Here is a 12,830-nt window from a genome sequence, read left to right as displayed (position 1 = left end):
GCTCACCGCGTCCCTCGCGCGCTGTCTCGCGTCCCTCCGGGACGCTCGCGGGAGCGCGCCACCGCAGAATCGCTCACTCCTTGACCTGTATCGAATGAATCCAGTGCGGGCGTGTGAACCCTTCTATGACACCCTCGATCGGTTCAGGTTTCAGAGGACTCGGTCACAGAAGCAACTATATAATGGCGCACATCCGGGTCAAAACCGAACGCGGACGCCTACTCGCCCTCGGCGTCCGCGAGAAACGCCACGTCGCCGGCGATGACGGCGCTCGCGATCACCGCCGCGCCGACCACCAGCGCGACGACGAACGTCGTGAGCGTGACGGAGAGCGCGTCGCCGCCGATGGAGACGCCGACGAACGCGCCGACGGATCCCCCGACCCCGCCGGCGATGATCGCGAGCGTCTGCGCCTCGCGCATAGCTGTCGGTTCGCCAACACCGCTTATAAGCGTTCGCGTCGGGTTCTCTCGGGTGATAACCGCCGATCGCGTCCGAACTTCCCGAACTTCGTCTCAGCGCGGGTACTGCCGACCGAGGTCAGGGGCGTCGTCCTCGCTGTCGTCACCGCCGTCTCCAGACTCGTCGCCGCCCTCACCGACCTCATCGCCGCCCTCTTCCGTCCCGCCCGGACTCACGCTCCCGGTCCGGTACCCGGCCATGTCGAGCGTGACGTACTCGAAGCCGACGTCGGTGAGGTGCTCGTGGACCGCGTCGGCGAAGGCGGGGTCGAGCGCGCGTTCCAGCTCGTCGGGCGCGATCTCGACGCGCGCGAGCCCGTCGTGGTCGCGCACGCGGAACCCCTCGAAGCCCCACTCGCGGAGCACCCGCTCGGCCTTCTCGACGCGGGTCAGCCGCTCTTCGGTCACCTCTAACCCGGTCGGGATCCGCGAGGAGAGACACGCCATCGAGGGCTTGTCGGCCACCGAGAGCCCGTACGCCGCTGCGATCTCGCGGACCTCGTCTTTCGCGATCCCGGCGTCGAGCAGCGGCGAGAACACGTCGAGCTCCTCGACCGCGCGCAGCCCCGGCCGATGACCCTCGCCGGGGTCGTCGGCGTTGGTCCCGTCACAGACGGTGTCGATCCCGAGGTCGCGGGCCGTCTCGTACATCCGTCCCAGCCGCATCGTCCGGCAGTGGTAACACCGGTCGCCGTCGTTGGCGACGAAGTTCGGGTCGTCGAGCTCCGAGAACGTCACCGTCTCGTGGCGGATGCCGATCTCGTCGGCGACGCGCTTCGCGTCATCGAGCTCCGCGGCCGGCAGCGTCTCGCTGCGGGCGGTACACGCCACCGCGTCCTCGCCGAGCGCGTCGCGCGCGAGCGCCGCGACGACCGAGGAGTCGACCCCGCCCGAGAACGCGACGAGGACCCCGTCGCGCTCGGCGAGCGCGGCGCGCGCTGCGGACGCCTTCGCCGCCGTCTCGGGAGCGAGATCCCCGTTTTCGACGGCGAGCGTTTCCTGACTCATGGTCGCCGGTTCGCGGCCGGCAGGAAAAAGCGCGTCGCCCGCGGCGCGGTCCGGCTCCGCCGGTCGACCGACCCGTACCCTTTAACGCGTTGCCGCGATATCCGCGGGTAGATGGAGCTGGAGGCGATCCCCGGCGTCGGCGCCAAGACGGCCGCGGCGTTGCGCGAGCTCGACGACCCGGCCGCGACCGTCGAGTCGGGCGACGTGGCCGGGATCGCCCGCGCGCCGGGCGTCAACGAGGCCCGCGCGGCTCGCATCGCCCGCGGCGCGATCCGCCGCCGCCACGGCGACGAGGGGCGCGTGCTAGCCACCGACCGCGCCCGTGAGGTGTACCGCGAGGCGATCGGCCTGCTGCGCGAGCGCACCGTCACCGACTACGCCGCGAAGCGGCTGGAGACGTTCTACCCGAGCGCGTCCGCCTCGCGGATCGCGGAGGCGCAGTCGGTGGCGGCCGCGGCGACCGACCGCGATCCCGACCCCGCCGTCCGGGAGGCGCTCGCGGACCTCGAACCCCTCTCCGACCCGCCGACGGTCCGGGTGCGTGACCGCTGTCTCGCCACGGCCGACGCCGAGACGCTCGCCCGCGCCGAGTCGGCCGTCCCGGAGCTCTCGGTCGAGACCGTCGAAGACGCGCGGGACGTCTCCGAGCTCGCGCGGTCGTACGCGTCCGTGGTCGTCCTGGACGAGGAGTTCGCCGGGCTCGACGTGGAGGGCGACGTGAAGGTTCGCCCAGACGCCCTGGAGAACCCGGCGGAGACGGTGCCGGAGCGGCTGCTCGCCTTCTTCGCCGCGAACCGCGAACGGCTGGAGGCCGCCGCCGCGGTCCACGAGGCGGCCGCCGCGGCGGGCGACCCGGTCGCCCCGGACGGCCCCGCCGCTCGACCTCGCCGGCTGCGCGACGCGCTCTCGCGACTCGACGACGACGGGACGATCGCCGGCGACCCCGAGCTGGACCGGCTGACCGCCGCCGTCGACGACCTCGACGCGGCCGTGTCGACCGCCGAATCCGTCGCCGACGACCGCCTGCGCGAGGCGATCCGCGAGCGCGACGTGACGATCGAGGGGACCGACTTCCTCTCGCTCGTCGAGCAGGGCGCGCGCGTCGACTCGCTTCTGGACCGCGAGCTCGCCGACGAGTACGACGAGGCGATCGCCGCCGCCCGCGAGCACCTCGTCGACGCACTTCAACTGGAGCCTGAGGAGGCCGAACTCGCCGAGCGCGTCTTCGGCGGTGACCCCTCCTTCCCGGTCGATCACGACGAGAGCGCCGCTTCCCGGCTCCGCACCGAGCTGTCCGCGGCGCGGGACCGCCGCGCAGCCCGACTCAAGTCGGAACTCGCGCGGGATCTCGGCGACCTGCGCGAGCCGGTCGAGGAGCTGGTCCGCGACGCCCTCGAACTCGACGTCGAACTCGCGATCGCGCGGTTCGCCCGCGACTTCGACTGCGTGCTGCCGGAGGTCGCGGACCCCGCGGCGGCCGACGGTGAGGGGGGCGACGACGCCTCCGGCTTCCGCATCGAGGCAGGTCGCTCTCCGCTGCTCGACGTCGACTTCGAGGACGCGGAGCCGATCGACTACGCGGTGTCCGGCGCGACGCTGCTCTCCGGGGTGAACTCCGGCGGGAAAACCTCCACCCTCGACCTCGTCGCGCTCGTCGTCGTGCTCGCGCAGATGGGGCTGCCGGTCCCCGCGGAGTCCGCGACCGTCGAGCGCTTCGAGGAGGTCCACTACTACGCGAAGTCGCAGGGGACGCTCGACGCGGGCGCGTTCGAGGCCACCCTCCGTGACTTCGGCGACCTCGTCGAGGGGGCGGACGGCCGGCTCGTCCTGGTCGACGAGCTGGAGTCGATCACGGAGCCCGGCGCCTCCGCGAAGATCATCGCGGGCATCCTGGAGGCGCTCTCCGAGCAGGACGCCACCGCCGTCTTCGTCTCGCACCTGGCCCGCGAGATCCGCGACGCCGCCGACTTCGACGTCGCCGTCGACGGGATCGAGGCCGCCGGGCTCGTCGACGGCGAACTCCGCGTGAACCGCTCGCCGAAGAAGGGCCACCTCGCGCGCTCGACGCCGGAGCTCATCGTCGAGAAGCTGGCTGACGACCGCGGCGGCGGGTTCTACACCGAACTCTTAGAGAAGTTCTGAGGACGGATCCGGTTCGAAACGGATCTCTGAGGCGGATTCGGTCCGGAACGGTTCGATCCGGAAGAGCCCGGTCCGGACCGGCTCGATCCGGAGCCGCCCGCGATCACTCGTCGCCGTCGAGTTCCGCCGTAACCGTGATCTCGACGTCGAGCGGTTCGGGGAGCCGCGACACCTCGACGCAGGTCCGGGCGGGATACGGCTCGGAGAGGAACGACCGGTACGCTTCGTTCACGGCGTCGTAGTCGTCCATGTCCGTGAGGTAGACGGTGGCCCGGACGATCGCGTCCGCGCTCGTGCCGGCCGCCGCCAGTATCGCCTCGATGTTGGAAAGCGCCTGTGTCGTCTGCGCGGCCGCCGACGCCGGGGCGTCGCCGGTGTCGGGATCCACGCCCGTCTTCCCCGAAACGTGGACCGTGTCGCCGGAGCGGATCCCGTGTGAGTACGGACCGAGCGCGTCCGGAACCTCGTCGCTCGTGATCTCTTGCATCGGTCCGACCCACGACGCACCCACACATCAAGATGCGGGTCGCGAGGGGACCCGCCGACCGGGCTCCCGTCCTTCCCGCAGGGCCTCACGGGAGTTCCCGCGAGGACGTGTCGGGACGGCACGGGGCGCGCGGGCGACGTGCTCCGCCGGGAACTCTCAGATCAACACCGCTCGCGCCAGTCCGAGGAAGACGAAGAAGCCCAACACGTCGGTCGCGGTGGTGATGAATATCGTCGCCGACGTCGCCGGATCGTAGCCGATCCGGTCGAGTATCAGGGGAGTGAGTGCCCCGAAGAAGCCCGCGATGACGAGATTCGCCACCATCGACACGCCGATCACCGCGCCGAGCAGCACTCCGAACTCGCCGTACGAGAAGGCGATCGCGATGACGGCGACGAGCGCACCGGTGATGACCCCGTTGGCCGCGCCGGCGACGGCCTCGTTGGCGATGACGCGTTTGCCCGTCGACAGCGACACCTGCCCGAGCGAGATGCCGCGGACGGTGACCGCCATCGACTGGGTGCCGGCGTTGCCGCCCATCCCGGCGACCACCGGCATGTACGCGGCGAGGATCGCGACGGCGGCGATCGTCGATTCGAACAGTCCGACGACCGCCGCGGCCATGAACGCGGTGCCGAGGTTGAGGATGAGCCACTTGTACCGCCGCCGGATCTTCACCGCGGGGCCGTCGAGGACGCTCTCTTCTTCGGCGACGCCGGTGAACTCGTACAGCGTCTCGCCGGCGGCCTCGTCGACCAGCCGCAGGAGGTCGCTCGCGTGGATCACGCCGAGGATATCGTCGTTCTCGTCGAGCACCGCCACGGTCCGCTCGCTGTTCTGGCGGAACACCGCGAGCACCTCCTCGTCGTCGCGGTCGTACCGGACCGACGGGGTCTCCTGTACGTGGTCGGCGATCGTTTCCGTCGCGGGGTCGGCCGTCGAGAGCGCCGCGCCCGGCAGCTCGCCGAGCAGCTCGTCGTCGTCGATGACGAAGATGGTCGGCACCCGTCCAGTCCGGTCTTCGAACTGGCGCACGCGCGCTGTGACCGCCGGGAACGACCAGCCGGCGTCGACGGTGACGTAGTCGAGATTCATCACTCCGGCCGCGCTCTCGGGATTGAACGACAGGAGGAAATCGACCTTCTCGCGGCGGGCGGTATCGAGCGTCGAGAGCACCGTCTCGCGGGTCGCCGCGTCGACGTACCCGAGCACGTCGGTGATCTCGTCGGGATCGAGCCGGTCGACGAACGCCTCCAGCCGTGAGCGGCTCATGTCCGCTGCGACCGCCGCCCGGACGTCCTCCGTGAGCGCGAAAAAGACGTCCCGCTGCTCGTGTTCTGGCAGCGCCGAGAACGGATCGGACGGCGCCGGAGACATCGCGAGCGTCTCCTGTACGTCCTCCACCTGACTCTCCATACGTGAAGGGCGCGAGTGCCGTACTAAATGATGCCGGCGACGGCACCGCAGCGCTGGTTCGTTCGGCCGCGGATGCGTACCGGATCCGTCCGTCGGCTCTCGTCCGCAGTCGGGAGTTTCAGTCGTCGTCCGCGGCCGCGGGCTTCCGCCGGTCGTCGCGCGGACCTTCGATGTCGACGTCCGGAAGCAGGTCACGCAGGTATCGACCGGTGTGGGAGTCGCCGTCGCGGGCGACCGCTTCCGGCGTGCCGCTGGCGACGAGCGCCCCGCCACCCTCCCCGCCCTCGGGACCGAGGTCGACCACGCGGTCGGCGTTCTTCACCAGGTCGAGTTCGTGTTCGATGACGACCACCGTGTTCCCGCCGTCGACGAGGCGGTGGAGCACGTCGATCAGCTTGCGCTCGTCCTCCTTGTGGAGCCCCGTCGTCGGCTCGTCCAGCAGGTAGAGGGTGTCGCCGGTCGACCGCTTGCCGAGCTCCTCGGCGAGCTTCACGCGCTGGGCCTCCCCGCCCGAGAGCGTGGTGGAGGGCTGGCCGAGCTCCATGTAGCCGAGCCCGACGTCCTTCAGGAGCTTCAGCCGGCGCTTCAGCCCCCCGTGGCTCTCGAAGAAGTCGTACGCCTCGTCGACGCTCATCTCGAGCACGTCGGCGATGGTCTTCTCCTTGTAGGTCACGTCGAGCGTCTCGTCGTTGTAGCGGGCGCCGCCGCACTCCTCGCAGGGGACGTACACGTCCGAGAGGAAGTTCATCTCGATCTTGACGGTGCCCTGGCCGCCGCACTCCTCACAGCGGCCGCCCTTCACGTTGAACGAGAACCGGCCCTTCTCGTAGCCCCGCCGTTTCGCCAGCTTGGTCTCCGCGAACAGCTCGCGGACGTGATCGAACACGTCGGTGTACGTCGCGGGGTTCGACCGCGGGGTCCGCCCGATGGGCGACTGGTCGATGAGCCGGACCGTCTCGATATCCTCCGTCCCCTCGATCGCGTCGTGCTCGCCGGGGTCGACCGAGGTGTTGTCGTTCATTTTCCGGACGAGGCCCTTGTAGAGGACGTCGTGGACCAGCGTCGACTTCCCGGAGCCGGAGACACCGGTGACCGTCGTGAGCGTGCCGAGCGGGATCGACACGTCCAGGTCCTTGAGGTTGTGCTGGCGGGCGCCCCGCACCACGAGTTCGCCGTCGGGGTCGCGGCGCTCCGCCGGCACCCCGATCTCCTCGCGTCCCGCGAGGTAGTCGGCGGTGACCGACTCGTCGGCCGCGACGATGTCGTCGAAGTCGCCCTGCGCGACCACCTCGCCGCCCCGCTTGCCGGGGCCGGGACCCATGTCGATGATCTCGTCGGCCCGGCGCATCGTCTCCTCGTCGTGTTCGACGACGATCAGGGTGTTGCCCAGGTCGCGCAGCCCGGTGAGCGTGTCGAGCAGCCGGTCGTTGTCGCGCTGGTGGAGCCCGATGGAGGGCTCGTCGAGGACGTAGAGGACGCCGACCAGCCCGGAGCCGACCTGCGTCGCGAGCCGAATTCGCTGGCTCTCGCCGCCGGACAGCGTCGAGGCCTCGCGGTCGAGCGTGAGGTACTCTAACCCCACCTCCTCCATGAAGCCCAGCCGCGCGCGGATCTCCTTGAGGATCTCCGCGGCGATCGTCTCCTCGCGCTCGTCGAGGCGGTCTTCCATCCCCTCGAAGTGCTCGCGGGCGTCCGCGATCGACAGCCGGTTCACCTCGGTGATCGGCGCCCCGTCGACGAGGACGTGCCGCGACTGCGCTTTGAGCCGGGTCCCCTGACACTCCGAGCACGTCGTCACCGCCATGTACTCCTCGATGTGGTCGCGGGCGCGCTCGGAGTCGGTCTCGACGTGCCGGCGCTCCAGGTTCGGGATGACGCCCTCGAACCGCTCGGTCTTCTCGCGGGTGCCGTTCTTGGTGGTCCACTCGAAGTGGACGACGTCGTCGGTGCCGTAGAGGAACTGCCGGCGGATCTCGGGGTCGAGCTCCTCGAAGGGCGTCGAAAGCGAGACGCCGAAGTGCTCCGCGACGTTGTCGAGCTGGCGGGAGTAGTAGGTGCGGTCGTAGCTCCACGGCTCGAAGACGTGTTTCAGCGGCTTCGAGGGGTCCTCGATGACGAGGTCCTCGTCGACCTCCTTCGTCGAGCCGATCCCCTCGCACTCGGGGCAGGCGCCGTAGGGGCTGTTGAACGAGAACGAGCGCGTCTCGATCTCGGAGAACTGGACGTCGGAGTTGGGGTTGCCGAGCTCCTCGGAGAACTCCACCACGAGCCGGTCGTCTCCGTCGGCGTCCACCGCCAGCGACCCCGTCGAGCGGGCGTTCGAGGCGAACGGGACGTCCGCGGGCGGGTCGGGGACGATCACTTTCAGGACGCCGCCGGCCTCGTCCAGGGCGGTCTCGACGGAATCTGTGATCCGCGAGCGGGCGTCGGGCGACACCCGAACGCGGTCGACGATCACGTCGATCGTGTGGTCGTAGTTCTCGTCGAGGTCGGGGTCGTCGAGCGTGAGGTCCAGCGGCTCGCCGTCGACCTCGACGCGGGCGTACCCGTCGGCGACGAGTTCTTCGAACAGCTCCTCGAAGGCCCCTTTCTGGTCGCGGACGACCGGCGCGGCGATCTTCGCGCGGGTGCCTTCGGGGAGCTCGAGGATCTGATTCACCATGTCCTGGGCGGACTGCTCGCCGACCTCCTCGCCGGTGACGGGGTCGTACTGCGTGCCGATCCGGGCGTACAGCAGCCGGAGGTAGTCGTGCAGTTCGGTGACGGTTCCCACGGTCGAGCGGGGGTTGTTCGCGGCGTTCTTCTGGTCGATGGAGATGGCCGGCGAGAGCCCCTCGACGGACTCAACCTGGGGTTTGTCCATCTGCCCGAGGAAGTTGCGGGCGTACGCCGACAGCGACTCGATGTACCGGCGCTGCCCCTCGGCGTAGACGGTGTCGAACGCGAGCGACGACTTCCCCGACCCGGAGAGACCGGTGACGACGGTGAACTCCTCGCGCGGAATCCGGACGTCGAGGTCCTTGAGGTTGTGCTCCTCGGCGCCGCGGACCTCGATGTAGTCCTTGCTCATTTCACCGTCCCTTGCGGGCGCGCGCGGGAATACCCGTCGGTCGCGGCGGCTGCTTCGAACGGGGACAGCCTTCTCGCGGCGAGACTGGAGGGAGCAGCGAGTGGCCGGGAGGGACCGCACCCGTCCGGTCACCGGCTCACGAACTCCGCCGGCGGCGAGAGGTCGCGGCGGCCCCCGAAGGTGACCACGAAGAGGACGCCGATACCGACGCCGTACGCCGCCATCAGCGGCACCGTCGCGAGCAGCATCGTGATGACGTCCGCGGGCGTGAACACCGCCGCGAACAGCATGATCCCGATCGTGACCTCCCGCCAGCGCTCGCGGAAGACGCGGTAGGGGACCCCCGCGTTGTTCAGGAGGATCATCGCGATCGGGATGTCCGCGAGGAAGCCGATCCCGATCGTCGTGTAGATGACGAGCCAGAGGAAGTCGCTCACCTGGTAGGTGATGACCATGTCCGCGAGGCGGGCGTCGGTGACGAGCCAGCCGATGAGTCCGGGCGCGACGTAGGCGTACCCGAGCGCGAAGCCGCCGACCAGTCCGGCGCCGAGCGCGCCGATCCACAGGTACACCTGGTAGATCCGGCCGGCGACGAACCCGCGTTCGCGCAGCGCGGGCCACGCGTGGTAGAGGACGACCGGGAACACGGCGACGATCCCGAGCAACACGGAGAACTTCACCATGAAGATCAGCGCCTCGACCGGGTGGAGGGTGATGATGTTGATCCCGCCCTCGATCTCCGCCGGAACGCGGCGTTCGAGGTCGTTGCGAACCGTCGCCAGCCCGCCGAGGTAGAGCCACGTGAACGCGGTCGCCATCACGGCGCCGAAGACCGCGAGGATGACGAACGACTTCGACCGCACGGAGTCGAAGATGAACTTGAGGTCCGTGTAGTAGCCGCCGATGTCGTCTTCGGCCTCGTCCTCGTTGCCGTCGGTGAGTTCCGAGAGGAACGTCGAACTCGCCCGAGAGGTGCGGTTCTGAACGTCGCCGACAAGGCCGTCGTCGCCCGCGCCGCCGGCAGCCCCGGAACCCTTAGAGCGGCCGTCGCCTCCCGTGTCGCCGCCGGCGCCCGCGCTCGCGTCGGTGCCGGCGTCCCCGTCGCCCTCGTCGGGGGTCGCCGCGTCGAATCGATCGAGTATCGCCTGTGCCTTCTCGGGGTTGTCCTCGTCGAGGGCGGCCTGTGCGTGCGCGAGCGACTCCGGCTCGTCCATCTGCTCGAAGACGTCGTCGGGGGCCGCCCGGACGCCCGCGGCGTCGAGCTCGCCGATATCGATGGCCGTCGGGTCGCCGTACTGGTAGCCGGCGCTCGTCGTGTCGAGGTCGGTGTACACCGCCCACAGCGTCGCCACGACTACGAACGCGAGCGCCCACGCGGCGGCGTACAGAGCGGCCGCCGTGGCGGGATCGACGCCGAGGCCCGCGCCCGGTTCGAGGAACCGCCAGTCGCTGTCGACGGCTCGGAGGAGGTCGTTGACCGCCGTCCGTCCGCCGTACTCGTAGAACGCATACGCGATCCCCCCGCCGAGGACGGCCGCGCCGCCGACGACGTTCCAGTGGTTCCGGGCCGCGCTCACCACGTCGATGCGGTCGGAGCTCCGCTTGGCGGTGACGACGAGCTTCGCGAGGTAGAGGCTGAAGCCGTACAGCGCCACGAGCGGGAACGCCCACATCAGCTGGGTGAACGGATCCGGCGGTGAGAAGACCGCGCCGAAGACGAAGATGGCGACGACCGCGTAGCGCCACTTGTCGCGGAACGTCTCGTAGGGGACTATCTCGGCGTACGACAGCCCGGTGATGAGAAGCGGCATCTGCCCGGCGAGCCCGAACGACAGCGAGAGGAAGACGATGAACTCCGTCCACAACACGATCGAGTAGGTTGGCTGGAGCCCGGCCTCCAGGCCGAAGCCGGCCAGAAAGGAGAACATGATCGGGAAGAACGCGTAGATGCCGTACGCGACGCCGGCGCCGAACAGCCCGAAGCCGAGGATCGCGATCCCGGCGAGCTTCCAGCGGGGGACCGGGGACTGCGGCCACATCCCGCGGGCCCGGAGTTCGTCCCGGGCGACGTAGATCAGCGGCGGCACCGCGACGATCGCGCCGACGATCAGGCCGATCTTCGCCTGTAGCAGGATCACCTCGAACGGCGTCGTTGCGATCACGTCGGCCGCCTCCGCGACGTCGGGAGACATGTTCGACTGCGTGACGTTCCTGAGGAAGTCCCAGACGTACACGCGAAGGGCCCAGAACGTCGCGAGGAACCCCAGCAAGAAGACGACGAACACCTTCTGGAGGTCCTTCTGGATCGACCGGAGGAAGGCCCTGGCCGACTCGCGGCCCGCCGCGAGCGACTGCTGGGTGTCCTCGTCGAGGGCGCTCGCCATACGAGAGTCGAAGTCCGTCGCTGTTATCAACCTTTTCGACCGCGCCCGCCGTCCGCCGCCGGCCGCGCGTCGGCTCCATCCGAAAAGGCCTATAGTCACCCGGGGGCCTAAGGGAACTGAATGGACGACTCGGATCGGTCCGACGGCGCTTCAGAGCCCGGGGGGACCTCTTCGGATTCCGAGGACGATTCGATCGACGGTGACGATCCGCCGATCGACGCGGCGTCGGCTGCCGGGGGGAGAGTCGGGATCCGCGGACGACGCCGACCCTGACGACGCCGATCCGGACGGCAGTGCCGACGCCGACCCTGCCGACCCTGACGATGCCGGTCCCGATGGCAGTGCCGACGCCGACCCTGACGGCGATGATGACGCCGATCCTGCCGATTTAGACGACACCGCTCCCGATGACAGTGACGACACCGATCCTGACGAGGCCGACGACGCCGATTCCAGCGTCACGGACGATCCCGACGACGCTGACGACCCGGACGAGTCGGACGAATCAGACGATCCGGACACTCCCGCTCCCGACAGCGACGGAGAAATCGTCGAACACCCGATGACGCCACAGCCCACGCCGGAGGCGGCCGGCGAGTCGGACGACTCCGAGGGCGCCGACGGCGCAGCCGGAACGACGGAGGCCGCAGACGGCGGGGCGAGGGCCGACGCCCTCGGCCTAGAGGCGCCGGAGTCGGACGAGGAGATGCCGCTCGCGGACCACATCGAAGAGATGATGCGGCGGCTCGCGGTCGTGTTCGTCTTCGGCGGGCTGGCGACGCTGGTCGCCGTCACCGAGTCGACCGAGCTGATCAACTACTTCTGGAGCTACCACATCCCGGCGCCGATGGAGAATCGCCCGCGGCTCTACGGGCCGCTCGAACTGCCGCTGACCCAGCTCAAGGTCGCCGGCCTCGCGGGCGTGGTCGTCGGCCTCCCGGCGTTCGTCTACCAGACCTACCGGTTCATGAAGCCGGGGCTGTACACACAGGAGCGGCGGTACTACCTCGCCGCGGTGCCGACGAGCCTCGTGCTCGGCGGGATCGGGGTCGCGTTCGCGCACTTCCTCGTGTTGCCCGCGATCTTCTCGTATTTCACCACCTACACCGCCGACGCCGCGACGATCGCCTTCGGGCTCGCGGAGACGTTCAACCTCATCGTCATCATGCTCGCGTTCATGGCGATCGTCTTCCAGATCCCGCTTTTCATCATGCTCGCGATCATGATGGGTATCGTCACCCGGAAGTGGTTAGAGGAGAAGCGGCTCATCTTCTGGGGCGCGTTCCTCGGGATCGCGTTCCTGTTCAGCCCCGACCCCACCGGGATGGCCCCGATCATCGTGACGCTCACCATGATCGTCCTCTACGAGGGGACGCTCGCGATCCTGCGCTGGACCGGGAACTAGATCGCCGGGGTGGTAATTTATAAGCAAACGTTGGCTGCAGGTCAGGATGTCATAGAACAGTTGGAATACCTGTATTGCTCTTCTGAGATTCGGTCAGTGTAGTCCAAGGACCGATCGATCCCCGGCTACGGTGGCGCGCCTGCGAGCGGTCGCCGTTGGCGACCGCGAGACAGCACGCGAGGGAGCGGTGAGCGCTCGGAGAGCGCGAACCGCGAGGCTGGGGACGGCGTGAGGTGCTGTGCGGTGCCGTTCGGGTCGGGACCCAAAGGGGCAGCCGTGAGGGCGAAGCCCGGCGACGTAAGGACCGCAGACCGTGAATGAAGTGAACGGTCGAGGACCACAGCGAGCCGCGCGAGTCCTCACGGCTGGGGCTTTGGTGAGTGTTCTTCCCCGGTGGCCACCGACCCATCTCGAACGTCCCGAGTTCGCTCAACTATCCCTCTATCGTACCACTAGC

The 12,830-nt window shown here is 69.2% G+C and carries 8 protein-coding genes; 2 read left to right on the top strand and 6 right to left on the bottom strand.

The genetic code is table 11. From position 1 onward, the window contains the following. Positions 1-218 precede the first annotated feature (218 nt). A complete protein-coding gene (locus tag GJ633_RS08670) occupies positions 219-422 on the bottom strand; it encodes a hypothetical protein (RefSeq protein ID WP_156588498.1) in 204 nt (67 codons plus the stop codon). Positions 423-515: 93 nt separating this feature from the next. Next, positions 516-1,469, bottom strand: coding sequence for an ATP-dependent sacrificial sulfur transferase LarE (gene larE / locus GJ633_RS08665; RefSeq protein ID WP_156588497.1), 954 nt, complete (start codon positions 1,467-1,469; stop codon positions 516-518). A 111-nt stretch (positions 1,470-1,580) separates the two neighbouring features. On the opposite strand from larE, the gene GJ633_RS08660 reads away from it, so the two are divergent. Further along, complete coding sequence (locus GJ633_RS08660; RefSeq protein WP_156588496.1) at positions 1,581-3,611, top strand: endonuclease MutS2; 2,031 nt, start codon at positions 1,581-1,583, stop codon at positions 3,609-3,611. Between the two features lie 103 nt (positions 3,612-3,714). Here the strand turns inward: GJ633_RS08660 and GJ633_RS08655 are convergent, their stop codons facing one another. The 4 genes from GJ633_RS08655 to GJ633_RS08640 form a co-directional block, all read right to left on the bottom strand. After that, on the bottom strand, positions 3,715-4,098 hold the full coding sequence (locus GJ633_RS08655; RefSeq protein WP_156588495.1) for a RidA family protein: 384 nt from the start codon (positions 4,096-4,098) through the stop codon (positions 3,715-3,717). 156 nt (positions 4,099-4,254) lie between these two features. Further along, positions 4,255-5,514, bottom strand: a complete 1,260-nt coding sequence (locus tag GJ633_RS08650; RefSeq protein WP_156588494.1) for a magnesium transporter — start codon at positions 5,512-5,514, stop codon at positions 4,255-4,257. Positions 5,515-5,632: 118 nt separating this feature from the next. Beyond that, positions 5,633-8,584, bottom strand: a complete 2,952-nt coding sequence (uvrA, locus tag GJ633_RS08645) for an excinuclease ABC subunit UvrA (RefSeq protein WP_156588493.1) — start codon at positions 8,582-8,584, stop codon at positions 5,633-5,635. A 128-nt stretch (positions 8,585-8,712) separates the two neighbouring features. Continuing rightward, positions 8,713-10,968: a twin-arginine translocase subunit TatC gene (locus GJ633_RS08640; protein ID WP_156588492.1), complete on the bottom strand. Its 2,256-nt coding sequence runs from the start codon at positions 10,966-10,968 to the stop codon at positions 8,713-8,715. A 199-nt stretch (positions 10,969-11,167) separates the two neighbouring features. On the opposite strand from GJ633_RS08640, the gene GJ633_RS08635 reads away from it, so the two are divergent. Then, positions 11,168-12,373 carry a twin-arginine translocase subunit TatC gene (locus GJ633_RS08635; RefSeq protein WP_321168986.1) on the top strand — a complete coding sequence of 402 codons (1,206 nt, stop codon included), beginning with the start codon at positions 11,168-11,170 and terminating at the stop codon, positions 12,371-12,373. Positions 12,374-12,830: the final 457 nt, after the last annotated feature.

Origin of the sequence: Halorubrum sp. CBA1125 (assembly GCF_009742825.1) — an archaeon.
In the GTDB taxonomy this organism is placed as follows: Archaea; Halobacteriota; Halobacteria; order Halobacteriales; family Haloferacaceae; genus Halorubrum.
Note: the sequence above shows the minus strand (reverse complement) of the source record. Positions and strands in the feature narration are given on the sequence as shown.

What these genes read in the sequence shown, in the direction of transcription:
- GJ633_RS08655 (WP_156588495.1), bottom strand. Translation starts at nt 4,098, where the DNA reads ATGCAAGAGATCACGAGCGACGAGGTTCCGGACGCGCTCGGTCCGTAC.
- larE (WP_156588497.1), bottom strand. Translation starts at nt 1,469, where the DNA reads ATGAGTCAGGAAACGCTCGCCGTCGAAAACGGGGATCTCGCTCCCGAG.
- GJ633_RS08650 (WP_156588494.1), bottom strand. Translation starts at nt 5,514, where the DNA reads ATGGAGAGTCAGGTGGAGGACGTACAGGAGACGCTCGCGATGTCTCCG.
- GJ633_RS08670 (WP_156588498.1), bottom strand. Translation starts at nt 422, where the DNA reads ATGCGCGAGGCGCAGACGCTCGCGATCATCGCCGGCGGGGTCGGGGGA.
- uvrA (WP_156588493.1), bottom strand. Translation starts at nt 8,584, where the DNA reads ATGAGCAAGGACTACATCGAGGTCCGCGGCGCCGAGGAGCACAACCTC.
- GJ633_RS08640 (WP_156588492.1), bottom strand. Translation starts at nt 10,968, where the DNA reads ATGGCGAGCGCCCTCGACGAGGACACCCAGCAGTCGCTCGCGGCGGGC.
- GJ633_RS08660 (WP_156588496.1), top strand. Translation starts at nt 1,581, where the DNA reads ATGGAGCTGGAGGCGATCCCCGGCGTCGGCGCCAAGACGGCCGCGGCG.